Source organism: Candidatus Gillettellia adelgis (genome assembly GCA_020541285.1).
Lineage (GTDB): Bacteria > Pseudomonadota > Gammaproteobacteria > Enterobacterales > Enterobacteriaceae > Gillettellia > Gillettellia adelgis.
Window position 1 is genome coordinate 502,343 of record CP047043.1, and the last position, 26,140, is coordinate 528,482.

The 26,140-nt window shown below is 36.8% G+C and carries 13 protein-coding genes; 9 read left to right on the top strand and 4 right to left on the bottom strand.

Going from position 1 to position 26,140, the window contains the following annotated elements:
- Positions 1 to 1,966 precede the first annotated feature (1,966 nt).
- From secE to rpoC, 8 genes are all read left to right on the top strand, one after another.
- On the top strand, positions 1,967 to 2,350 hold the full coding sequence (gene secE / locus GIY03_RS01035; protein ID WP_457913861.1) for a preprotein translocase subunit SecE: 384 nt from the start codon (positions 1,967 to 1,969) through the stop codon (positions 2,348 to 2,350).
- Between the two features lies 1 nt (position 2,351).
- Complete coding sequence (gene nusG, locus GIY03_RS01040; protein WP_457913862.1) at positions 2,352 to 2,897, top strand: transcription termination/antitermination protein NusG; 546 nt, start codon at positions 2,352 to 2,354, stop codon at positions 2,895 to 2,897.
- Positions 2,898 to 3,056: 159 nt separating this feature from the next.
- Positions 3,057 to 3,485, top strand: coding sequence for a 50S ribosomal protein L11 (gene rplK / locus GIY03_RS01045; protein ID WP_457913863.1), 429 nt, complete (start codon positions 3,057 to 3,059; stop codon positions 3,483 to 3,485).
- A 3-nt stretch (positions 3,486 to 3,488) separates the two neighbouring features.
- Positions 3,489 to 4,193: a 50S ribosomal protein L1 gene (rplA, locus tag GIY03_RS01050; RefSeq protein WP_457913864.1), complete on the top strand. Its 705-nt coding sequence runs from the start codon at positions 3,489 to 3,491 to the stop codon at positions 4,191 to 4,193.
- 318 nt (positions 4,194 to 4,511) lie between these two features.
- Complete coding sequence (rplJ, locus tag GIY03_RS01055) at positions 4,512 to 5,009, top strand: 50S ribosomal protein L10 (protein WP_457913865.1); 498 nt, start codon at positions 4,512 to 4,514, stop codon at positions 5,007 to 5,009.
- Positions 5,010 to 5,073: 64 nt separating this feature from the next.
- Positions 5,074 to 5,436 (top strand): 50S ribosomal protein L7/L12, encoded by a 363-nt coding sequence (gene rplL, locus GIY03_RS01060; RefSeq protein ID WP_457913866.1) that lies wholly within the window; start codon positions 5,074 to 5,076, stop codon positions 5,434 to 5,436.
- A gap of 328 nt (positions 5,437 to 5,764) precedes the next feature.
- Positions 5,765 to 9,790 carry a DNA-directed RNA polymerase subunit beta gene (gene rpoB, locus GIY03_RS01065; protein ID WP_457913867.1) on the top strand — a complete coding sequence of 1,342 codons (4,026 nt, stop codon included), beginning with the start codon at positions 5,765 to 5,767 and terminating at the stop codon, positions 9,788 to 9,790.
- Between the two features lie 117 nt (positions 9,791 to 9,907).
- Positions 9,908 to 14,140, top strand: coding sequence for a DNA-directed RNA polymerase subunit beta' (rpoC, locus tag GIY03_RS01070; protein ID WP_457913868.1), 4,233 nt, complete (start codon positions 9,908 to 9,910; stop codon positions 14,138 to 14,140).
- 1,708 nt (positions 14,141 to 15,848) lie between these two features.
- Here rpoC and deoD read toward each other — a convergent pair.
- Positions 15,849 to 16,580 carry a purine-nucleoside phosphorylase gene (gene deoD / locus GIY03_RS01075; RefSeq protein ID WP_457913869.1) on the bottom strand — a complete coding sequence of 244 codons (732 nt, stop codon included), beginning with the start codon at positions 16,578 to 16,580 and terminating at the stop codon, positions 15,849 to 15,851.
- A 97-nt stretch (positions 16,581 to 16,677) separates the two neighbouring features.
- Complete coding sequence (deoB, locus tag GIY03_RS01080; protein ID WP_457913870.1) at positions 16,678 to 17,901, bottom strand: phosphopentomutase; 1,224 nt, start codon at positions 17,899 to 17,901, stop codon at positions 16,678 to 16,680.
- Positions 17,902 to 20,573: 2,672 nt separating this feature from the next.
- On the opposite strand from deoB, the gene tal reads away from it, so the two are divergent.
- A complete protein-coding gene (tal, locus tag GIY03_RS01085) occupies positions 20,574 to 21,527 on the top strand; it encodes a transaldolase (RefSeq protein WP_457913871.1) in 954 nt (317 codons plus the stop codon).
- Positions 21,528 to 22,035: 508 nt separating this feature from the next.
- On the opposite strand, the gene tpiA is transcribed toward tal, so the two are convergent.
- Entirely contained in the window at positions 22,036 to 22,803 is a 768-nt protein-coding gene (gene tpiA, locus GIY03_RS01090; protein WP_457913872.1) for a triose-phosphate isomerase, read from the bottom strand.
- 2,246 nt (positions 22,804 to 25,049) lie between these two features.
- Positions 25,050 to 26,012: a 6-phosphofructokinase gene (pfkA, locus tag GIY03_RS01095; protein WP_457913873.1), complete on the bottom strand. Its 963-nt coding sequence runs from the start codon at positions 26,010 to 26,012 to the stop codon at positions 25,050 to 25,052.
- Between the last annotated feature and the right edge of the window lie 128 nt (positions 26,013 to 26,140).

Here is a 26,140-nt window from a genome sequence, read left to right on the forward strand (position 1 = left end):
TACTTGTCTGGGTATATGTTATTGAAGTCAATAGTAATACTGTAAGTACGTTATCTTTTTATGTGTTGTGAATTCATGCAGTATGATTGTTTAATTGTTGCTCAAATAGCAAGTCTTCGTGTGTTTATTATAAATATGTTAAATACTTTGCAATAGTAGCAGCTTGTAATCTATTTGGATAACGGTGTTTCTTTTTTTCATCATGATTACAATAGCATTGAATATTTACGGAATATGGGGTATTATACTACATAATACTGCTGACTTAATTAGTAGTAGGAGTAACACTTTAATGCAGTAATTTACTTATACCAACATAATCTTGATATTCTTGATTTATCGACTTACGTTGTAATGTTAGTTGGATAAAATTGGAGCAATCAACATATTTATTAGCAATTTACATAATATGTACAATAAATCGTAAAACCATAGAAATATCTCGTGGTATCCGAACTATTTATATCACTTAAAAGATGATCCATATTTTACATTCTTACAGGTGAAGCAATTCAGAAAATACTAATTACTAGATGTATATTCTAGATAAACAAAAGTATGCTATCATTCATACTTACATGCTTAAACATTAGATATTATAAGTTAGGTTATAAGAATGCACTGTAGATTAATTCGTTGTTCTGTGAATATGCTCCGTGATAAATGGCAAAAATAGTTACTAAGATTTCTATTAACCTGTAAATATTAAACATAAAACTCCTAATAGACGGGCATGATTAATTTATATGAATAATACAGGTATAAATATTGCACTTGTAATATTGCATTCACTTAACAGTTTAAATGACTTGATACAATGAGAATGCGATACCTGGTGACATTGTCATATTATATTTTATCTTTTAATTATAATAGTTATCGCTATAGTTTGTTGTGGCAAAGGGCATGATGATCAGCGCGTTCTAGAACAGGAATTCATGAAATATTGTTATACTGAAGCAGGTTTTACTGCTTTATGTGATGTGACATTCTCATAATTTTATGCTAACAAGTTCAGAATTCATTGTGGTTTTTTCCTGGTTAATCAACGATCGAGAAATCATTCGTTTTAAGTACTGGCATTTAAAATATGCATGAAAAGGCAATAAATACTTGGAAATTTCAATCGTTTACTATCGTAAATCAATAATTGCATAATTTAAAAATAATGTCGCAACGACATTAATATCTGAACGAGTTAGTTGTTATTGATCGGAGAGTAGTTATGAATGTTCTCATTTGTAAAATATTACACTACTCGATACAGTTCTGACTACAGTGAACATTCATCATATAATCATTATAGATAGTTTAAGAGGTTAAGGTTAGAGTGCTTTCTGTAATGTGTTACAGTGATTAGAGTAATCGTTGTGTCACAAACACATATCAGTTAGTGTAACGGTATATTTTTTATAGCTCGAAGCATGTCGATGCCATGAGCAATGGCTATGTAATAACTATTACAAAATGTTGTCGGGGTTTTAAGATAAAATAAGTATTAACCGTAGTTTATCAGTTTTACTAAAGAAACATTAAGAATCATATATATTGTGGAACATCATATATTATAATTATTCTTAACTGCAATAAATATTATAGCTATATTAATTAGAGTAGCTTTCTGTAAATTGTTAGTTGGCATAATTAGCACTGCTGAATTACTATAGCTTTTATTAAATATACATACTGTCCTTATGAGGTTATACTGAAAATATGGCTTAATTACTGATAAAATTCGATGTGATACCTGATAAAAGACATTATTAATGTTTTATACTGCTAACGCAAATTTATCTCATGATTCATTTGTAGTTCAATTTTATAAATAGATAGATACTAAAACTATATAGTAAAGACGTTATAGCATATTTATCGAGATACTGAGTGGCAGTATTGAATCAGTTTAGTTTTGCCTAGTATTTCTGGGTAAAATTTTTTGTTCTTGATCATTGTAACAGGTTGGTTTATGAGCGCAAATACTGAGGCCCAGGGAATCCGGCGTTGCCTAGAAGGCACTAAGTGGTTTATCATTGCCTTTCTGTTGGTTGTCGTTATTATTGGTAATTATTACTACCATGATTTGAATATATTATTACGTGCGCCGGTGATCATCCTGCTCATCACAACTGCAAGTACAGTATTTTTAACGACTATTAAAGGTAAAGCAGCAGCGTCATTTGCGCGTCAAGCGCGCACCGAGATGCGTAAAGTAATTTGGCCAACTCGTCAGGAAACGCTACATGCTACGTTTATCGTTAGTATAGTAACAACGATAATGTCACTTATTTTATGGGGGCTTGATAGTATTCTAGTACGGTTGGTTTCATTTATTATTGGCCTGAGGTTCTAAAATGTCTGAAGCTCTTAAAAAGCGTTGGTATGTCGTGCAGGCGTTTTCTAGCTTTGAAGGTCGCGCAGCGCAATCATTACGTGAACATATTAAATTACACAATATGGAAGAACTATTTGGTGAAATAATGGTACCTACAGAAGAAGTAGTTGAAATCCGTGGGGGTCAACGTCGTAAGAGTGCGCGCAAGTTTTTTCCTGGCTATGTACTAGTTCAAATGCTTATGAATGACGATAGTTGGCACTTAGTACGCAGTGTTCCACGTATCACAGGATTTATTGGTGGAACGTCAGATCATCCGGCGCCTATTAGCGATAAAGAGGCGGAGGCGATTATAAATCGTCTGCAAGAAGCGGGTGATAAGCCGCGCCCGAAAACACTATTCGAACCAGGTGAACTTGTACGAGTTAACAATGGGCCTTTTTCTGACTTCAATGGTGTAGTTGAAGAGGTAGATTATGAGAAAAGTCGCCTAACAGTTTCTGTGTCTATATTTGGCCGTGCAACACCAGTAGAATTGGACTTTAGTCAGGTTGAAAAAGGATGAGAGTTACTTACTACCTAGCGTCACTTCATGACTTATGTGGGAACGAAATGAAACTATAATGTTCGTTACTTTTTTAGATGCCTTTCTTAATAAAAGTAAAGTAAGAAAATACGGGGAGTTTTTAAAGAAGCGATGTTACCTAAAATCGAGGAAGTTTAAATGGCTAAAAAAGTACAAGCCTATGTTAAGTTGCAAGTTGCAGCTGGCATGGCGAATCCAAGTCCGCCTGTTGGCCCTGCTCTTGGGCAAAAGGGTGTTAACATCATGGAATTCTGTAAGGCGTTTAATGCTCAGACTGATAGTCTTGAAAAAGGCCTGCCGATCCCGGTTGTAATGACTGTTTATACTGATAGATCCTTCACGTTTGTGACTAAAACTCCACCGACCGCAGTTTTGCTTAAAAAAGCAGTTGGAATCAAGTCTGGTTCTGCTACGCCGAAAAAAGATCAAGTAGGTACAATAACTCGTAGTCAGGTACGCGAAATCGCACAAAAAAAATCTATGGATATGACGGGCGCAGATATCGAAGCAATGACTCGCTCCATTGCAGGTACTGCTTATTCAATGGGTTTGGTAGTGGAGGATTAAAGCATGACTAAGTTGACCAAGCGCATGCGTGTGATTCGTAATAAAGTAAATACAACTAAACAGTATGAGATTACTGAGGCTCTCGCTCTGCTCAAAGAGCATGCTCTTACTAAATTTGTAGAAAGCGTTGATGTATCTATTAATTTAGGTATTGATGCACGTAAATCTGACCAAAACGTCCGTGGTTCTACTGTTTTACCATATGGTACTGGTCGTACTATGCGTGTTGCAGTCTTTGCTCAAGGCTCCAATGCTGAAGAAGCCAAAGGTGCTGGTGCAGAGCTAGTAGGCATGAATGATCTAGCGGATCTCATTAAGATGGGAGAGATAAACTTTGATGTTATCATCGCTACTCCGGATGCAATGTGTGTGGTTGGTCAACTAGGGCAGATTCTAGGACCACGAGGTCTAATGCCAAACCCTAAAGTAGGAACTGTCACTACAAATGTTGTTGAAGCAGTAAAAATTGCAAAAACAGGCCAGATTCGTTATCGTAATGATAAAAACGGTATTATCCACACTACTATCGGTAAAGTAAATTTTGAATCAAAAAAGCTACAAGAAAATCTGGAAGCTTTATTGATCGCATTAAAAAAAGTAAAGCCCTCACAGGCTAAAGGCATATACTTTAAAAAAGTGAGCCTGTCTACCACTATGGGTACTGGTATTGTTATTGATCTAAGTTGCTTAACTTCTATAGTAAAGTAATTGCGTTGTAATTGTCGCTTTGACTTAGCGCGAAGATTTCTCTAGGATCTGATCCTTTAAGGTTGCTTGATAAGTTTGTTATAATAAGCAAAAAAATTTTTGATAAGAGCTTAATATACCCAGGTTGCCATCTACAACCGCCGGTATATCAATAAGGTGCTTAATCCTTTCCGTGTAGATGGTGACAGAACCTAAAGAATTCTATATAGTCTTTACTGGATTCTGCTCATCGCATTAAAGCATTGAACCCCCTTACTTATTAGGTGCTTTATAAAGTGAGTTATGGGAAGTTTCCTAACTAATTCAGGAGCAAAATTAATGGCATTAAATCTTCAAGATAAACAAGCAATTATTGTTGCAGTGCACACAGTAGCTAAAGGTGCAGTATCTGCAGTTATTGCAGATACGCGCGGTGTTAGTGTTGATAAAATGACTACACTGCGTCAATTAGGTCGTGAAGCTGGTGTGTATATGCGCATTGTTCGTAATACCTTGCTGCGTCGCGCAGTTGAGGAAACTCCATTCGAATGCCTAAGAGAGATGTTTTCCGGCCCTACTTTGATAGCATTCTCTAATGAACACCCTGGTATTGCTGCTCGTCTGTTCAAAGAATTTGCACAAATAAATGTGGAATTTACAATTAAAGCTGCGGCCTTTCAAGGTACGTTGATTCCTGCATCAAAAATTGACCGCTTAGCCACGCTGCCTACTTATGATGAAGCAATTATACGTTTGATGGTAACCATCCAATCAGGTGCTGCTGGCAAACTGATTCGCACCTTGGCTGTACTGCGCGATCAAAAAAAAGCGGCATGATTACTGTATTTTTTAGCCTTTACTGGCGTACTGAAACTATTTTAAAATTTTAGGAACACTTGTTATGTCTATCACTAAAGACCAAATCTTAGAAGCTGTTGCCGCCATGTCTGTCATGGATGTTGTTGAATTAATTGCGGCTATGGAAGAAAAGTTCGGTGTTTCTGCGGCTCCAGTAACTATTGCTGCCAGCCCAGTCGAAGTTGCTGAAGAAAAAACTGAGTTTGACGTTATATTATCTGCTGTTATTGGGAATAAAGTATCTGTTATTAAGGCAGTACGTGCTGCAATTGGTCTGGGTTTGAAAGAAGCTAAAGATCTCGTAGAGTCTGCTCCAGCAATTTTAAAAGAAGGTATGAGTCAAGACGATGCTGCAGCTTTGAAAAAATCTCTAGAAGAAGCCGGCGCTTCTATCGAACTTAAATAAGTTTTATTTTTCAGAGTACAGCTTCATTGAACAGATTCATGGCGGATGACTTGGATTACCAGTTTTGCTCTGCTGGGTTTAGTAGATTTTTACATTGTTTGGTTGCTTACTAACTCTGATATCTTTTATATCAACTGCTACATATAATGGTCTTTTTTTTAGCTTCACATATAAAGCATAGCGCAATGAAATGATTTTAGCGTAATAGACAAGAGGTATGTCAGAAAGTTTTCTGGCTTTCCGGTCAATAAAATGGTATTGCATGAGCCGCTCCCGATTTTATGGGGATTAAAAGGTTCGACTTTCTAGCGAGCTAAGGAACCCTAGGATGTACTCCTATACTGAGAAAAAACGTATTCGTAAGGATTTTGGTAAGCGTCCACAAGTTTTAGATATACCTTATCTCCTTTCTATTCAGCTTGACTCGTTTCAGAGGTTTATCGAGCAAGATTCAAACGGACAGTGCGGCTTAGAATCTGCCTTTCGTGCTGTTTTTCCTATTCAAAGCTACAGCGGTAATTCCGAGTTGAAATACGTTAGTTACCGCCTTGGTGATCCAGTATTTGATGTCAAAGAATGTCAGATTCGTGGTATAACATTCTCTGCGCCACTACGCGTGACACTACGCTTAGTAATTTATGAACGTGAAGCTCCAGAAGGTACTGTTAAAAACATTAAGGAACAAGAAGTCTATATGGGTGAAATACCTCTGATGACTGAAAATGGTACCTTTGTCATTAATGGTACTGAGCGGGTTATTGTCTCTCAATTACATCGTAGTCCTGGTGTATTTTTTGACAGTGATAAAGGAAAAACACATTCATCTGGTAAAGTCTTATATAACGCACGTATCATTCCCTACCGTGGTTCATGGTTGGATTTTGAGTTTGATCCAAAAGACAATCTATTTGTGCGTATCGACCGCCGTCGCAAGCTACCAGCCACCATTATCCTGCGTGCATTAAATTATTCTACTGAAGAGATCTTAGATCTATTTTTTGAAAAAATCAGTTTCGAGATTTGTGGAAACAAGTTAAAAATGAAGCTTGTTCCAGAACGCTTACGTGGTGAGACCGCTTCCTTTAATATTGAATCTAACGGCAAAATTTACGTTGAAAAAGGTCGTCGAATAACTGCGCGTCATATCCGTCAGCTTGAACAAGATGAAATCCAAAGTATTTTGGTATCTACTGAATATATTGTTGGAAAAGTGTGTGCACAAGACTACATTGATACCAAGACTGGCGAACTCATTTGTACTGCAAATATGGTATTATCATTGGATTGCGTAGTTAAATTAAGTCAGGCGGGACATAAATATATCGAAACGTTATTCACTAACGATTTAGATCATGGAGCCTATATTTCCGAAACTCTCCGCATCGATCCGAGTAGTGATCGCTTGAGTGCGTTAGTAGAAGTTTATCGCATGATGCGCCCGGGTGAGCCGCCAACACGTGAAGCTACTGAAAGCCTGTTTGAGAATCTATTCTTCTCTGAAGAACGTTATGATCTGTCGGCGGTAGGTCGCATGAAATTTAATCGTTCTCTACTTCGTGACGATATCGAAGGTTCAGGTGTTTTAAATAAAAACGATATCCTAGAGGTAATGAAAAAGCTCATTGATATTCGTAACGGTAAAGGTGAAGTAGACGATATTGATCATTTAGGTAATCGCCGTATTCGTTCTGTTGGAGAAATGGCTGAAAATCAATTTCGTGTAGGTTTAGTTCGTGTGGAACGTGCGGTAAAGGAGCGGTTGTCTCTAGGTGATTTAGATAACCTAATGCCTCAAGATATGATTAATGCGAAGCCAATTTCAGCAGCAGTGAAAGAATTTTTTAGCTCTAGTCAATTATCTCAATTTATGGATCAAAACAATCCATTATCCGAAATTACACATAAGCGTCGTATTTCCGCACTCGGTCCAGGTGGATTAACTCGCGAACGCGCCGGGTTTGAAGTTCGAGATGTGCATCCTACTCACTATGGTAGGGTGTGTCCCATCGAAACGCCAGAAGGACCGAATATTGGTCTAATTAATTCTTTGTCTGTATATGCCCAAACCAATGAGTATGGTTTTCTAGAAACTCCGTATCGTTGTGTATGTAATGGCGTAGTTACCGATAAAATCAATTATTTATCTGCTATTGAAGAAGGTAATTTTGTTATTGCTCAAGCGAACTCTAATTTAGATGATAATGGTTGCTTCATGGAAGATCTTGTTACCTGTCGTAGTAAAGGCGAATCAAGTCTATTTAGTCGGGATCAAGTAGACTACATGGATGTATCTACGCAGCAAGTTGTTTCAGTTGGTGCTTCATTGATCCCCTTCTTAGAACATGATGACGCTAACCGGGCATTGATGGGGGCAAATATGCAACGTCAGGCAGTTCCAACCCTTCGCGCGGATAAACCATTGGTTGGTACTGGTATGGAGCGTGCTGTAGCAGTTGACTCTGGTGTTACTGCCGTAGCTAAACGCGGTGGTATGATTCAGTACGTCGATGCTTCCCGCATTGTTATTAAAGTTAATGAAAACGAAATGTATCCAGGTGAAGCAGGTATCGATATTTATAACTTAACGAAATATACTCGTTCGAACCAAAACACCTGTATCAATCAAATGCCTTGCGTAAATCTAGGCGACCCAATTGAGCGTGGTGATGTTCTAGCAGATGGCCCATCTACAGATCTTGGTGAGTTGGCTTTAGGTCAAAATATGCGTGTCGCTTTCATGCCGTGGAATGGTTATAATTTCGAAGATTCTATATTAATTTCAGAGCGTGTCGTACAAGAAGATCGCTTTACTACGATCCATATTCAAGAACTAGCATGTATCTCGCGTGATACTAAGCTGGGATCGGAGGAGATTACAGCTGACATTCCTAACGTAGGTGAATCTGCACTTTCTAAATTAGATGAATCCGGTATTGTTTATATCGGCGCTGAAGTTACTAGTGCTGACATTTTAGTTGGTAAAGTAACACCAAAGGGTGAAACTCAATTAACGCCAGAAGAAAAGTTGTTGCGAGCAATTTTTGGTGAAAAAGCTTCTGATGTTAAAGACTCTTCATTGCGTGTGCCAAATGGCGTATCTGGTACAATCATCGATGTGCAAGTTTTTACCCGAGATGGCGTAAAGAAAGATAAGCGCGCTTTAGAAATCGAAGAGATGCAACTTAAACAAGTAAAAAAAGATCTAACAGAAGAATTAGAGATCTTAGAAGCTGGCTTGTTTACACGGATTCACGCGGTGCTGATTGCTAGCGGTGTTAAAGCTGAAAAATTAAGTCAGCTGCCCCGTGATTGTTGGTTGGAGTTGAATTTAACTGAGGAGGTAAAACAAAATCAATTAGAGCAGTTAGCCAAGCAATACGATGAATTAAAATCTGCTTTCGAGAAAAAATTGGAAGCGAAGCGTTACAAGATCACTCAGGGTGATGATTTAGCACCTGGTGTTTTAAAAATTGTTAAAGTGTATTTGGCGGTTAAACGTCAGATCCAACCAGGCGATAAAATGGCAGGGCGCCATGGTAATAAAGGTGTTATTTCTAAGATCAATCCAATTGAAGATATGCCTTACGATGAAAATGGCACACCAGTAGATATCGTACTAAATCCATTGGGTGTACCGTCCCGTATGAATATTGGTCAAATTCTAGAAACGCATCTAGGTATGGCCGCTAAAGGCATCGGTAAAAAGATCACTCAAATGCTTAAGCAGGAGCAAAAAATCACTAAACTCCGTGCATTCATCCAGAAGGCTTATGATTTAGGAGATGATATTTGCCAGATAGTTGATTTAAAAACTTTTAGTGATAATGAAATATTACGTTTGGCAGAGAACCTAAAAGAAGGCATGCCAATTGCAACGCCAGTGTTTGATGGTGCGAAAGAAAAAGAAATCAAGCAACTGCTAGAAATGGGTGGTATTCCAACATCCGGTCAGATTACACTGTATGATGGACGTACAGGTGAGGAATTCGAGCGCCAGGTTACTGTTGGCTATATGTATATGCTAAAACTAAATCATTTGGTTGACGATAAAATGCATGCGCGCTCCACTGGTTCTTATAGCTTAGTGACGCAGCAGCCACTGGGTGGAAAGGCGCAATTTGGTGGTCAACGTTTTGGTGAAATGGAGGTGTGGGCACTGGAAGCCTATGGCGCAGCTTACACTCTACAAGAAATGCTAACTGTGAAGTCAGATGACGTTAACGGTCGCACCAAGATGTATAAAAACATCGTAGATGGTGACCATCGTATGGAGGCAGGCATGCCGGAATCTTTTAATGTGCTGTTAAAAGAAATCCGTTCACTTGGTATTAATATTGAGCTGGAAGATGAATAATTATTTCTAGTTTAGAAATCTGGATTTAGGGAATCTAAGAGTGGTTGTTTGGGGTCATATGGGTATTTACTGAGGTTGTAGGTATTCACCAGCTTTCACGACGACAGGAGCCAATCTGTGAAAGACTTATTAAAATTTTTAAAAGCACAAACTAAAATCGAAGAGTTTGATGCAATCAAGATTTCTTTGGCTTCGCCAGATATAATTCGTTCATGGTCGTTCGGTGAAGTGAAAAAACCGGAAACTATTAATTATCGTACGTTTAAACCTGAACGTGACGGTTTGTTCTGTGCTCGTATTTTTGGACCAGTAAAAGACTACGAATGCTTATGTGGTAAGTATAAGCGGTTAAAACACCGTGGTGTTATCTGCGAAAAGTGCGGTGTTGAAGTAACCCAAACTAAAGTTCGCCGTGAGCGAATGGGCCATATTGAGTTAGCTTCGCCAACGGCGCATATCTGGTTTTTAAAATCATTGCCTTCGCGTATCGGGTTGCTACTGGATATGCCGTTACGTGATATTGAACGCGTACTATACTTTGAATCCTACGTGGTTATTGAAGGTGGTATGACTAACCTTGAGCGCCGTCAGATCTTAACCGAAGAGCAATATCTAGATGCACTAGAAGAGTTTGGTGATGAGTTTGACGCTAGAATGGGCGCAGAGGCGATTCAGACACTATTGAAAAATATAGAGCTGGAAGATGAGTGCGAGTTTTTGCGTGAAGAGCTTAACAACACTAATTCTGAAACTAAGCGAAAAAAGCTCACTAAGCGCATCAAACTGTTAGAATCTTTCGTGCAGTCTAAGAACCAACCGGAGTGGATGATCCTGACGGTACTACCGGTATTGCCGCCAGATTTAAGGCCATTAGTTCCACTAGATGGTGGTCGTTTTGCAACATCGGATTTAAATGATCTATATCGTCGCGTGATTAACAGAAATAATCGTTTAAAACGCCTTCTTGACTTAGCTGCACCTGATATTATTGTTCGCAACGAAAAGCGTATGCTGCAAGAAGCGGTGGATGCTCTGTTAGATAACGGGCGCCGTGGTCGTGCAATTACTGGTTCTAATAAACGTCCTTTAAAATCTTTAGCTGATATGATTAAAGGAAAACAAGGTCGTTTTCGTCAGAATTTATTAGGCAAACGAGTTGACTACTCCGGGCGGTCTGTTATCACCGTTGGACCATACCTACGTCTACATCAATGTGGACTGCCAAAAAAAATGGCACTGGAACTATTTAAACCATTCATTTACGGCAAGCTCGAGGTACGTGGCCTAGCCACTACTATCAAAGCAGCTAAAAAAATAGTCGAGCGTGAAGAAGCCGTCGTTTGGGACATTCTGGATGACGTGATCCGAGAACACCCAGTATTGCTGAATCGTGCACCCACCTTGCATAGGTTAGGGATCCAGGCATTTGAGCCAGTTTTAATTGAAGGCAAAGCAATTCAGCTGCACCCATTAGTTTGTGCGGCATATAATGCAGACTTTGATGGAGATCAGATGGCTGTGCATGTACCACTAACGCTAGAAGCTCAATTAGAAGCGCGCTCGTTAATGATGTCTACCAACAACATCTTATCACCAGCGAATGGTGAGCCAATCATTGTGCCTTCACAGGACGTGGTATTAGGTTTATACTATATGACCCGAGATTGCATTAATGCTAAAGGTGAAGGCATGGTGCTAAGTAATTCAAAAGAAGCTGAGCGTGTTTACCGATCTGGTGTAGCAGCACTACATGCACGGGTTAAAGTGCGTATTACTGAAGAGATCAAAACGACTGAAGGCCAGTGGAAAATACAAACTAATATTGTGAATACCACGATTGGTCGAGCTATACTTTGGATGATTGTTCCAAAAGGCCTACCATATTCAATGGTTAATCAGCCTCTAGGTAAAAAGGCGATCTCTAAGATGTTGAACACCTGTTACCGTATTTTAGGCTTAAAGCCAACTGTGATTTTTGCTGATCAGATTATGTATACTGGTTTTGCTTATGCGGCTCGTTCTGGTGCGTCAGTGGGTATTGACGATATGGTTATCCCAGTCAAGAAAGCGGAGATTATTGAAGAAGCAGAAACTGAAGTTGCTGAAATTCAGAAGCAATTTCAATCCGGTCTAGTGACTGCCGGTGAACGTTACAACAAAGTAATTGATATTTGGGCAGCGGCAAATGAGCGTGTGGCCAAAGCAATGATGGAAAACTTATCTGCCGAAGAAGTTATTAACCGTAACGGTGTAGTAGAAAAACAAGTTTCTTTCAACAGTATTTTTATGATGGCTGATTCAGGTGCCCGTGGTTCTGCTGCTCAAATCCGTCAGTTAGCTGGTATGCGTGGTTTAATGGCAAAACCAGATGGCTCGATTATTGAAACCCCAATTACAGCTAACTTTCGTGAAGGTTTGAATGTGCTCCAGTACTTTATTTCAACACATGGTGCACGTAAAGGCTTGGCGGATACCGCACTAAAAACCGCTAACTCAGGTTATTTAACTCGTCGCCTAGTAGACGTTGCACAAGACCTAGTGGTTACTGAAGACGACTGCAATACTAACAATGGTGTTCTTATGACACCAGTAATTGAAGGTGGTGATGTCAAGGAACCACTTAGAGAACGTGTTTTAGGTCGTGTAACAGCGGAAGATATTATTAAGCCGGGTACACTGGATATTTTAGTGATACGCAATACATTATTAAATGAAAAGACTTGTGACTTGCTGGAAAAGAACTCTGTCGATAGCGTTAAAGTGCGCTCAGTAGTGAGTTGTGAAACTGACTTTGGTGTCTGTGCTCATTGTTATGGTCGTGATTTAGCGCGTGGTCATATTATTAATAAGGGCGAAGCTATTGGCGTTATTGCAGCACAATCTATTGGTGAACCTGGCACCCAGCTAACAATGCGTACGTTTCATATAGGTGGTGCAGCATCACGTGCAGCCGCAGAATCCAGTATTCAAGTTAAAAACAAAGGTAGTCTTAAACTCAAGAATATTAAATTTGTTATAAACGCAGCCGGTAAGTTAGTAATTACTTCTCGTAACACTGAGTTGAAACTAATTGATGAATTTGGTCGTACAAAAGAAAGCTATAAAGTACCGTATGGTGCTGTCATGGGAAAAGGTGAAGGTGCACAAGTAAATGGCGGTGAAACAGTAGCTAATTGGGATCCGCATACTATGCCGGTGATCAGTGAAGTAAGCGGTTTTGTTCGTTTTTCTGATATTGTTGACGGCCAGACTATTACTCGTCAAACTGATGAACTAACTGGTTTGTCTTCTTTAGTGGTATTAGATAGCGCAGAGCGCACTGGTAGTGGTAAAGATTTGCGTCCAGCGCTAAAAATTATTAATCACGCCGACGAAGACGTGTTGATTCCAGGTACGGATATGCCTGCTCAATACTGTTTACCAGGTAAATCTATCGTACAACTAGAAGACGGTATTCAGATTAGTGCTGGTGACACTTTGGCTCGTATTCCTCAAGAATCAGTCGGCACTAAAGACATTACCGGTGGTTTACCACGAGTTGCAGATTTGTTTGAAGCACGTCGCCCTAAAGATCCGGCGATCCTAGCTGAAATTAGTGGGGTTATTTCATTTGGAAAAGAAACTAAAGGTAAACGTCGTTTAGTAATCTCTCCACTGGACGGTAGTGACGCTTATGAAGAAATGATCCCGAAATGGCGTCAGCTTAACGTATTTGAAGGCGAGGTTGTAGAACGTGGTGACGTTGTGTCCGACGGCCCAGAGTCTCCACATGATATTTTACGTTTGCGTGGTGTAAATGCGGTAACACGCTATATTACTAACGAAGTACAAGAAGTTTATCGCTTGCAAGGCGTTAAGATTAACGACAAGCATATTGAAGTGATCGTGCGTCAGATGCTGCGAAAAGGTATTATTGTCCGTCCTGTAGGGACTGAATTCCTAGAGGGTGAACAAGCTGAAGTATCACGTGTTAAGATTGCTAATCGTCAGCTTCAAGCTGACGGTAAGATTACAACAACTTTCTTACGTGAATTACTAGGTATCACAAAGGCTTCCTTGGCGACTGAATCCTTCATCTCTGCAGCATCATTTCAGGAAACAACACGTGTTTTAACTGAAGCAGCTGTTGCTGGAAAGCGTGATGAATTACGTGGTTTGAAAGAGAATGTTATTGTAGGTAGATTAATTCCAGCTGGTACAGGTTATGCATATCATAAGGATCGTGTACGTCGTCGTGTGCAAGATGCATTAGTAGGGGTGGTTCCGCAGGTCGTCAGCGCAGAAGAAGCCACTGCTAACCTAGCGGAATTACTTAATGCAGGTAGTTTAGTCAATAGCAATAACGAGTAAGTATTACATTTATGTATAATTACATAAACCGCTCTTGGGTGGTTTATGTTAATCATATAGCTATCAGTTGCCGGATCAATAACTATGTCGTAACAAATCTGGTAAGCATAGCTACAGCCTACCGTTTATACTTAAAAGATGATGTGTATAGCTATAAACAGTGCATATGACTTGTTAAGATATTCGAATAATATTCTAACAATCTGATATTTTTAATATCGGACGCGTTAATTTTATAATTCATTGATATATTGAGCGTACAATCATAAGTATGTTACAGGCGTAGATCTTCAGTATTAATAATAGATACTATTGTTAATGATATTGCCATAGTGATGCATTTAATGCTCAGTGCATCACTCAATGCATGCTAGGAAAAGCAAGTTATACGGGTCGCGCACTGGCTGTGTAAATATAAAAACTACGCTGCTATTATAGCACCATTACAAAGTAGCAATGGACTATGCATGTGATGCGATGATAAAATCGCTAAAAATTACTCGTTGATGCTTGGTATATTAACATTTAAAGATAATAAACACGATAAAATCTCGTATCTTTTCTATCGTAAAAATTTGATTATAGAGCGTAATCATCGCTAATATAATAACGTTATTAATATCTAGATGAAGGAGTGACTGACTTGTTTAACACGACTCTAAATTTAGAAAGCTACATGACAGGAGTGTAAAATATTGATTACATTAGACGTGAAATAAATAGCAAAGATTATCATATAAATATGGGGCTTTCGAGAGTTTTAGAATAAAACATCACCTATAGTGAATAAAAACTTCTGTACTAGCTAAAAACACTGCCTGGAATTATGACATAATTGAAGAATATCTAAGTATAAGTCAAATAATATAACGACCAGGATAATCGTATGATGCGATCGATTTTTAAGCATTTCAAAAGGGATACAAGAGATGCTAGAGATAGGCTCTCAACGTTATTCTGATGTGGAATAAGACATAATTCACTATAATATGTATGATTATAGTGTTTTAAACTATCGTGCTATAATTAAATTTTAACGTCTAATAAATTATACGAGCTGTCTTATAAAGACTATAGTATTATAGTTTTAGTATTTACACGGTATATCAAAGATGTGTCCCTGAAAGAGTAGTGTATAGTACAGGTTGAATTAATGCGAAAAGGGTTAATTAATAGATATTATCATATGTTGACCACGCCAATAGTAGCGTAGTCATGAGCGACAGGTCCATTATTAAATATATATAAGTTATTCTTACTATATTCTATTTAGATCAATGGTTGTTAGAATTTTATTCTATGCTTTAATACTATATTACTTTTGCATTTATTGATGCACTGATACATAAGAATGTTATATAAGATTCAATAACCTAATAATCTAAGCTAACAGTCAATATTTAGAAAAAATAATTGTATAAATTATATTTTACTATCGCAGAATTCACAGGAGATATAAAAATCCAGTTTTATTTTTCTATTAGTAGTGCATGCAATTTGTATGTAGTAATTTAATAGCGTTATCCAATAAAAGATCAAGTATATCACATCATTCGCGGTAGCGTTAAGGTGCTGAGAAGAAGACAAAATAGTAAATTTTAAGATCAGATACTAGTAAACAATTGACGTACAGTTAAACTGGTAGAATATTAATTATTGCTAGGTAGATCGTGGTTTACTAGCGAGCATAGTTTAGCCCGCTAAATAATTAGTGTTTTTCACTTAGTCGTATTGATTCTAAGGCGATTAGAATCATCTCCTGAAAGGAAGTTTGACGCTCACTTGCGGTGAGCATTTCGTGACGCAGAATGTGATCAGACACCGTACAGATGGTTAATGCCTTACAACCGAATTCTTCGTGTAGTTCCGCGACAACGCCGTAAATTCCAGCTGCTTCCATTTCTACACCTAAAATACCGTATTTTTTCATCACTCGAAACATATCTAGATCCTGGTTATAAAATAGATCCGAGGAAAAAAGATTACCTACCTGTACAGGTATCCCTTGCTCCTTAGCAGCATCTACTGCGTCGCGTACCATATCGAATGTAGCAATGGCGGCATAATCATGATCCTTAAAACGTAGACGATTTACTTTAGAATCCGTGCAGGCCCCCAAACCAATCAAGACATCGCGGAGTTTTACGTCATCGCGTACCGCACCGCAAGATCCAACACGGATAATCTTTTTGACGCCGAATTCGACGATCAATTCACGTGCATAAATCGAGCACGATGGAATGCCCATACCATGGCCCATTACTGATATACGAATACCTTTATAGGTGCCACTAAAGCCGAGCATTCCGCGTATATTACTAATTTCTACCGCGTCTTTCAGGAAGGTTTGAGCGATATATTTGGCGCGAAATGGATCGCCTGACATCAAGATTACGTCAGCGAAATCCCCTATTTCAGCATTAATGTGCGGTGTAGCCATAGTAGTGATTCCTTAAGTAATATTAAAATTTTTTTAAATATATAAGTCTGTCAACTGTATGTTAAAATTAAGTGTATGTAGTTCTGAAGGATGCAGTCTATAACATAGATTTACCATAATCCATTGGTGATATGCCAAAGTAGCTGGCAACAGTTTGGCCAATGTCGGCGAAAGTTTCACGATGACCAAGAAAACCTGGTGTCACTTTCTGGCCATAAATTAACACTGGAATATGTTCTCGGGTATGGTCAGTTCCATGCCAGGTTGGGTCACAACCGTGGTCCGCCGTAAATATGATGATATCATCACCATTGATTCGTTGTAATAGCTCTGGCAGACGGCGGTCAAACAGCTCAAGTGCGGTAGCATAACCAGCTACATCACGGCGGTGACCATATGAGGAGTCAAAATCAACAAAATTAGTAAAAACTATAGTGTTGTGACCAGCGTGTTCTATTTCAATTAAAGTGGCATCAAACAGGGCATTAATACCAGTAGCTTTGACCTTTTTAGTGATCATCGAATTAGCATAGATGTCAGCAATTTTACCAATCGACACCACTGTACCTCCTTTTTCATCAACTAATTTTTTTAGCACCGTAGCCGCTGGTGGTTCAACAGATACATCATGACGATTACCGGTACGTTGGAATTCCCCTGGTTTATTACCTATAAATGGACGTGCTATAACGCGACCAATATTGTAACCGCCTATGTTAAGCGCTTCACGAGCAATGTCGCACAGCGAATATAGGCGACTTAGGCCAAAAGTTTTCTCATGGCAAGCGATTTGGAACACTGAGTCGACTGAAGTATAAAAAATTGGTTTTCTAGTTTTTATGTGTTCTACCCCTAATCGATCAAGAATGGCTGTGCCAGAAGCGTGACAATTTCCTAAATATCCCGATAAATTAGCACGTTTAACTAATGTATTCAGTAGTGTTTGTGGAAAACTATTATTTAACTTTTTAAAATAACCCCACTCAAATAGCACAGGAACGCCTGTAATTTCCCAGTGACCTGATGGGGTATCTTTTCCAGAAGATAGTTCACTTGCATAAGCATAAGCGCCAATGATATTCGCATTGTTATCTAGTCCTTGTGGGAATGTACCCGTAGAGGCTTTAGCCGCTGCGCCTAAACCAAGGCTGTTCAAGTTAGGCAATGTTAGTGGTCCTTCTCGGCCAATATTGGCTTTGCCGTTAGCACAAGCTTCTGCAATATGTCCCAGAGTGTCTGCACCTTGATCGCCAAAACGTTTGGCATCAGCACTAGAGCCGATGCCAAATGAATCTAATACCATAATAAATATGCGTTTCATAAGTATTTTCCTGTGTTTCTCTGATTTTTGATCGCAGAAAACGATCTGCTAATCTGTTGATTATGCAGTCATGCGCGAATACACTAGCATCGTCATTTTAGTGTTGTCTGATTTCAGAACTATGACATTGCATAGTATATTTGCTCATTCCTGATAGCTATTAGCAGATTTTAGATGTTTATACTAAAATTTTTTAATTTATATGTGCTGTAGATCTTCTTTCACTTCAGTCACGTACGGGTATGAGCTCAGGGTATCAATGAACTGTACTTATAATGTTAGCGTGTATTTGACAAGACTTTATGTTCGCACTGGTTGTCGATCGATTAATTGCTTTACTCGTATCTGTTTAAATTATTCGAATAATTAGTATAGCATGAGTTGGTTCTGCGATAAATTAATCATTTGCAATGATTATCTGTATATATTCATTATCTTAAAATGCGGTCAGCGCTAAGCAATACCTTTACTTTCTGTACTTTTATCTAGGTATATAATTATGTTTTAAAACATTTTAAGCATAATAGCTAACATTCATTAGCTGCCCCCCATTACTTTACTACTTGTGAGAATAGTAATACGAATGCGTGTTGTTAAGTCTGCATTATACTTATAAAACCTATCGGTGCTAGAGTGCCGATATTATATAGCGGTTTGTAGTTGATTCCGATTTAGACAAAGTCTCTAAGTCTAATGGCAACAGATGTTGTGTCTGTTATCGTTTTGCAGAATCGTCCATAGTGCTATTATAACGCCGATCGATACTTTCTTGTCTTATACTATACAAGTATACAGCATCTGCTAATGTTGTCAGCCGATATATCGGTCTTGGTCACGTATAACGTCATACCGAAAAACTATCCTTAAATTTTCATCCTATTTAAAATCTTTTATCATTAGCATTTCGTCTAGTGTGCGTAATATTGTTTAGCATACTGCATTGATTCGTCAATGCATTTATAACAATGCTATCCTATCAGTTTGGTCAATAACTTATTTATTTACATATCAGCTATATGAATAGATTGGAAGTAATTGATCGTTGTCATTGTCATCTGTAGATGGAGAAGATACTAGATTTTAACATGTTTATTGTTTTTTATATTTTTATATATAATCTGACAATTAATGATTCATAAATTTTTACTCATTAACTCATCCATTAACTCATGTTTATTCTAACTGTATAGATATGTATTACGATAGATATGATCTTTCTATATTATTACTACTGCTTTAAAATTTTTGCGTTAGAATATGTTAATTTTAACCAAACAATTTGGTTAATAGTCTGAATAATATTACGGTTAACGGTTACTAAAAAAATGTTTTAAAATATAGTCTGTGCTACAATTTAAATTGTGTCCTTTAAGTTTATGTATTGCTACAATTATATAGTGAGTTTAATATCAAAATATAGTAATACTTTTAGTTTGATATTTCGTTTTTTTAAAGTATTGCTCTGCGTTGCAGAAGCGTAAAATTTGTCGTGAAATAGTATCACGATCACTATTTCTGATCTCAGAAGTAAATAAACCCCTTATAGAATAATTTAATATGCATTAAACTATTTATTGTATATACGTCATTTGCTTTCTTTCTTAAGTGATTGATTAGTTTTTATTTTTCCTAGAAACTATCGTACTCCCTCAGCTATATAATTTACATTATATATCGCCATAAGTTTTTATTAATATAATAAAAAATTAATGCTCAATATATTATTGATGCCTTTTTCCATTCAGTATATAGAATTGTTAGTATGCGAAAAGAATTACATCATATGGCGTGAAATTTTATAATAAACGACTCTATTATATCTTATGTCTGTATAACATATGGTGTTATAGATTTTTGGAGGTATTTGTACATTAAAATACTTTCTTGATTATTCAGCGATATAACGTAATTAAGTTTGTTCGCTTAAAATATGTAGGTCAACTAGCTTGACAAGTACAATAATCACTAATTTTAGTGTCTGATTCAGATTATTAGCGATTTTTAGTTTTAAAGCCGTTGAATGCTTGGCGTTTGATGGTTAGTAATGTAATAGTTATATTTCGCTAACTACACAACATTATATGATGTGGATCTGCTATCCTGCACAGGTTAACAACATGTGCAAGCAAAATTCTAAGAAAAAAAATACCTTTATTAGAGCTGTTCGCACATAGATTGATGCAGATAGTTTACTTAAACACTAGTGGCTTCATTAAGGATGTGCAGAATGTATTTTAGATGAATAGACAATACAGTATACGTAGTCACTTGAATTAGCTTTATAATTAGATCTATTAGACTGAAGATTTTTACTGATATTGATATCCGATAAATTTTTATAGTTATCTACCGTGTATCAAGTAGTTTTGTGGACACATAGTTTTTCTGCTGGAAAAGTTCTGTTGTTAAATGCTTTGATAGGGAATAGAATCACTTGCATAATCATGAGTTATAAATCTACACATTAATTTTATAATAAAAAAAAAGAGATAAACGCTCATTAGTATATGCTTTCCTAGACAAAATTTATTGTTTTAGTAGATGTCTAAAATACATAACTGTATTAGTTGACTCTTTTAGCTTTGTTTTAAGCTTTTCGTATGTTATTGTTATATGGATAGTATAGTTGAATCATGCTAAAATCTACGTATAAATTATGAGATAATATCAAGATGACTGATAAGTTAACTCTGTTGCGCAAATTGAGTGTAGTCGTTGCAGATACGGGTGATATTGAGGAAATAAAACTATATCAACCGCAAGACGCTACTACTAACCCATCGCTAGTTCTTAACGCAGCTAAAATCCCCGAATATCGCCCACTAATTGATGACGCTATTACCTGGGCGCGCGAACAAAGTAGTATGCGCGATCAACAAATTGTCGATGCTACTGATAAGTTGGCAATAAATATTGGTGTAGCGATCCTTAAGTTAATTCCAGGTCGTGTATCTACAGAAGTAGATGCGCATTTATCGTACAACATTGCGGGCAGTATAAATAAGGCAAAACGTCTAATAAAATTATACAATGATGCCGGTATTAGTAATGGACGCATTTTAATTAAATTAGCCGCTACTTGGCAGGGTATTCGCGCTGCAGAGAAATTAGAAAAAGAAGGCATTAACTGCAATCTTACATTGTTATTTTCCTTTGCACAAGCTCTTGCCTGTGCTGAAGCTGGTGTTTACCTGATCTCTCCATTTGTGGGTCGCATCCTCGATTGGTACCAATCAAATAGTGATGTAAAAGAATTCTTACCACACGAAGATCCGGGTGTAATCTCTGTTCGTAAAATATACCAATACTATAAACAACATCGTTACAATACCATTGTCATGGGGGCTAGCTTTCGTAATGTGAATGAGATTATTGAATTAGCTGGCTGTGATCGTCTAACTATTTCTCCTTCTCTTTTAAAAGTACTATCAGAAAGTCATAGTGGTTTGGAGCGCAAGTTGTTCGATACTAGTGAAGTAAAAGCGCGCCCTGCTATTTTAACAGAATCTGAATTTTACTGGCAACATAATCAGGATCGGATGGCGGTTGAAAAGTTGATTGATGGCATTCGTAATTTTGCCATAGATCAAAAAAAACTAGAAAAAATGATTGCTTCTTTATTATAGTTTACGCTGCTATAATGAGCAGTGGTTGTTGCGTCTTTTATTATTATTTATGCGAATTACATATTTTAGAGCCTAAAATATGTATGTTGTAAAACAGTAGATTTTAGAAATAAATTAGCCAAGAACTAATAATAAAATTTTCTATAAGTTAAAGGTTGATTCTTAGAGATAAATTTTATGCATCTCGAGTTATATGTATTAGATGGTAACTGGGGTGAGGTAAATTAATTAACATTTAATCTTTAGTATTATGGATATGTACTCCTGGAAAAGAAGATTTCTGAGAAAATATAACTATTACTGCTTATGTAATATAAGCACAGTAGGAAAGATTTATTTATTAGTTATGAAAACTCAGTTATTCAAAGAAAATAGAAACTTTCACTATAGTAAGGATACTGAAGTAAATGTATAGTTAGTTATTGGAGTTATGTTAGCAGTCTCTTACTCTCATTATACCTCAACTAAGTCCTCTGGTAACCGAGGTTTTTAAATGAATAAAGTTAAATTAAGGGGTTTTAGCTGCTATAGCGGTTTTCACAATCCTAGAAAAAATATCGATCTTTAATGATGCGCTGCCAATTAGTGCACCATTAATATCTGGTTGAGAAAATAGCTCAGCGGCATTTTGATCGTTTACAGAACCACCGTAACAAATCATGACTTCAGACGCGATCACTGTGTTGTGTTTAGCGATATGATTGCGGATAAATTTATGTACTGCTTGAGCATAAAATGGGGTAGCAGATTTTCCTGTACCTATAGCCCATATAGGTTCATAAGCGATTATAGCATTTTTTATAGCTGCTACGCCAAGGGCGTGAATGACTGCATTAATCTGACGAGAGCAAACTTCTGTAGTTTTTCCCGCTATGTTTTCTTTTTCAGTTTCACCTATGCACAGTATTGGTATCAAGCTAGCTGCTTTTAGAACGGCAAATTTTTTAGCAATCTCTGTGTCGGTTTCTTTATGATAAATACGACTCTCAGAGTGACCGATAATAACGTACTGAACACCAACGTCTTTTAGCATATGCGCGGAAATTTCTCCGGTGAAAGCACCAGACATGTTTATGTCGACATTTTGTGCACCTAGAGCGATACGACTGCCATTTAGTGCATGTTTAGCTTGATCTAGATATATTACCGGTGGTGCAATAGCAACATTACAGCCATGAATATCACTGAATGCATTACGTAAGCTAGCGATAAACTCATTGACCATACGGGTGCTACCGTTAAGTTTCCAGTTACCTATAACTAATGGATATCGCATATTTTCTCCCAAAAAAAGTCTTTTAAATAAAACATCGTAACTGGTAGTTTACCTGTAAAACATTATAACAATAATTAATTAACATAAAACACATAGTTTAATGGTTTATGGAGTGGTTTGTAATGCGTCGGGTGTTTATATTGTATTTTGTTAAAAGGGCTAATAGTAATATATTATCTTGTGATATTCTAGTTATACGCGGTTTTCTCCAATAAAAACTACTTACTATCATGAAAACTTATTTTTTATCTTTTCTGCGAAATAACTTTATCACATTACTATTTTAGTAGTTATTATCGCGTTCATGCCTATAGCATAGAATAACATTCTAGTATCTACTAAAATGACCAGGTAGCATAGAAATGTATTCGTTTTATATACTATTTCAACAAGTAGACTATTCTAGAATCCTCTGGATGATTTAAAGTACTTTCATAGTTATCTTTCATGTTGTTGTAATGTGAATACCGCTTAGTTTATCAGTTTGTGGATGAAATTAATTGAAAATTACTAAATATGTTTAAGATTTATTTGTTTTAATATTAGTCATCATTAGTCATCTTGCTGTACTAGACGTAGCTTAATTATATAATTGCGCACTGACGGAAGAGAAGAGTAGCATTATAATATCTTTTCCTGCTCATATATATTTATAAGGTAGTATTTTGCAATTAGTAATCATTTAATTTTTTATGAGTACGTCAACTAATTAATCAGGTAATTTAATTACTTAGTGATATAGGTTACATTAAATATGATACTTGTGTCTCCGCCGCCGCTAAAATTCTAGACTTTTATGGAGTGTATTGAAAGATGCATCTAAAATTCGTCTGATGGCCAATAAATACTATTTGCGCGGAATATCATGATATATATTACAATTTTGATTGAGCGATACAATTAAATGCTGCTCTCTCATAAGAGTATTAATCCATAAAACTGTGAAGTGAGTTCTATATCAAAAATAGAGCAGATTTTAGAATTATATTCTATATTAGAATATTGAGTTTTTCTTAATAGTTTTAAATTTAATGTTTGTATGACTAACAGCAAACTTAGTAATATTTTGATTGTCTAGAATAGAGACTGTGTACTTAGCCAATATATAAAGGAGTTAAGATTCATGGCTGCATCTGTTATATAAGTATTGCATTGGTTATAGATGAATTTAGTAGTGATAACATTAAATGTAGCAGTAAATACTGTACTATTAGTACAATCTATCGGTAACTATTAAAGATACTGATTTTCTCATACGTAAGAGGTGTTTTACGACGACTGACTGTTTCACTTTTATTGGACGACTGTATATCAATCTACCAACTTTACTTAGACTACTAACTTATAGTCTAAAAAATACAGTTTTAGATAACTATTCCATAAAACTATAGACTTCAAGATTTATTGATTATTTTAAGAATCGTGTCGATTAATGAGAAAATTACATGTAATGCGTTTATAAAGAATAAGGTATTCGCTACATCATTGTCAGTGTAATGAAATAGTTGTAGCATATGGGTGTTTATATCTGACTCACTAGTGATGACGTGCTAAATAAATAAAACACAGCAGTACAACAGATATTTGTAAAAATGTAGCTCACTCAAATATCTACTCGTAAATCATAAGTTGACCTTGTTAATGAAGTCTATTCATTCAACACATCAAACAATGCTAGAATATGGCAGATAGTTACTTAGGAATATTTTTAGACAGTATAAAAACTAATAGAATATGTACATATTTTGAACGTTAAAAGTGCATTGAATTTGACTATGATAATTAGAATGATATTTAGCGAACATAATATAATTAGCATTACAGATAGCGCCTATTTTCCAAAATTACGCACTATTTACTGAATCATCCAGATAGCGCACTGGCATGGTTAATAGTGTTTTTGTGATTGTGTAGCATTTTAGTAAAGCGAAAGATAGTGATACACGCAGAAGTTCACGCTTTATATCCCTAGGATTCTGGATACAGATATAAAACAGGCGTAAAAACGCAATAAAATAAAAAGTACAATCGCTATTGTACTTCATTAAAGATTTTGTAATAAAACACGTATAATAAAACTGTGTGAAAATTGTTTTGAAGGAATCAACAATAGTATTGATATACTAAAGAATGAAAACTTTAATGCATCAAATATATTAGTATTTTACATAAGCATAAATATATATTTATGTCGCTAGTGTTAACATGTTATTAAAGTGTCTTCAGTATTATAGGTTGATAGCATATTAATATAATTTTTTCGCTGTCTCTAGCCAGTCTCGTTTAAATGGACGTTGCATATTTTCGATCGCATCGATAATATCATGATGTACCATTTTTTCATTTTGGATACCTACGCAGCGACCACTGTAACCTTGTAAGAGCAGTTCAATCGCGTATGCGCCCATACGGGATGCTAGGATACGATCATAAGCAACAGGCGTTCCGCCCCGCTGAATATGGCCAAGTACGGTCGCGCGAGTGTCGCGTTTAGTTTCGCGTTCAATATGACGCGCTAATATATTAATATCACAGATATGTTCGGTGATCACTACGATAGCATGTTTTTTGCCGTTACTAATCCCTATTTTTATTTCACTAATTAATTCTTCCCGATTAAATTCAACTTCTGGAAGCACGATAAATTCGCAACCACCAGCAATTGCCGCTGCTAATGTTAAATCACCACAGTGTCGACCCATCACTTCAACGATAGAAATACGTTGATGCGACGACGAAGTATCACGTAGGCGGTCAATCGCGTTTACTACGGTTTCTAGTGCGGTAAAATAACCAATAGTGTAGTCAGTACCAGCTACATCATTATCGATGGTTCCAGGAAGCCCGATACAAGGAAAACCTTCTTCCGTTAAGTGTTTAGCACCCATATAAGAACCGTCGCCACCAATTACCACCAATGCATTAATGCCGCGTTTTTTTAGATTTTTAATTGCCTGTTCGCGAATTTTTTTATCTCTGAATTTTGGAAAACGAGCTGAACCAAGACAGGTACCACCACAGTTAATTAGGTCAGACACACTATAACGATTTAATTTCTCCATGCGATTTTTGTATAAGCCAAGGTAGCCATCGTGAATGCTAAAAACTTCTAAACCTTCAGAAAGTGAAGCACGCACCACACTACGGATAGCCGCATTCATACCTGGCGCATCACCGCCACTTGTCAGTACACCGATTTTTTTAATCATGACTACCTCTGAAGTTTATATACAATGTTTAAGAATTCTTCTATATCTCTCCGTGGTAACCTCTCTAATTGTAGAAAATCGTTTTAGTAGGATACTATACCCGTCATATTTACATGACATGTAGCTAG

Coding starts and splice junctions, on each gene's coding strand:
- secE (WP_457913861.1), top strand. CDS start 1,967: ATGAGCGCAAATACTGAGGCCCAGGGAATCCGGCGTTGCCTAGAAGGC.
- nusG (WP_457913862.1), top strand. CDS start 2,352: ATGTCTGAAGCTCTTAAAAAGCGTTGGTATGTCGTGCAGGCGTTTTCT.
- rplK (WP_457913863.1), top strand. CDS start 3,057: ATGGCTAAAAAAGTACAAGCCTATGTTAAGTTGCAAGTTGCAGCTGGC.
- rplA (WP_457913864.1), top strand. CDS start 3,489: ATGACTAAGTTGACCAAGCGCATGCGTGTGATTCGTAATAAAGTAAAT.
- rplJ (WP_457913865.1), top strand. CDS start 4,512: ATGGCATTAAATCTTCAAGATAAACAAGCAATTATTGTTGCAGTGCAC.
- rplL (WP_457913866.1), top strand. CDS start 5,074: ATGTCTATCACTAAAGACCAAATCTTAGAAGCTGTTGCCGCCATGTCT.
- rpoB (WP_457913867.1), top strand. CDS start 5,765: ATGTACTCCTATACTGAGAAAAAACGTATTCGTAAGGATTTTGGTAAG.
- deoD (WP_457913869.1), bottom strand. CDS start 16,580: ATGGCTACACCGCACATTAATGCTGAAATAGGGGATTTCGCTGACGTA.
- deoB (WP_457913870.1), bottom strand. CDS start 17,901: ATGAAACGCATATTTATTATGGTATTAGATTCATTTGGCATCGGCTCT.
- tal (WP_457913871.1), top strand. CDS start 20,574: ATGACTGATAAGTTAACTCTGTTGCGCAAATTGAGTGTAGTCGTTGCA.
- tpiA (WP_457913872.1), bottom strand. CDS start 22,803: ATGCGATATCCATTAGTTATAGGTAACTGGAAACTTAACGGTAGCACC.
- pfkA (WP_457913873.1), bottom strand. CDS start 26,012: ATGATTAAAAAAATCGGTGTACTGACAAGTGGCGGTGATGCGCCAGGT.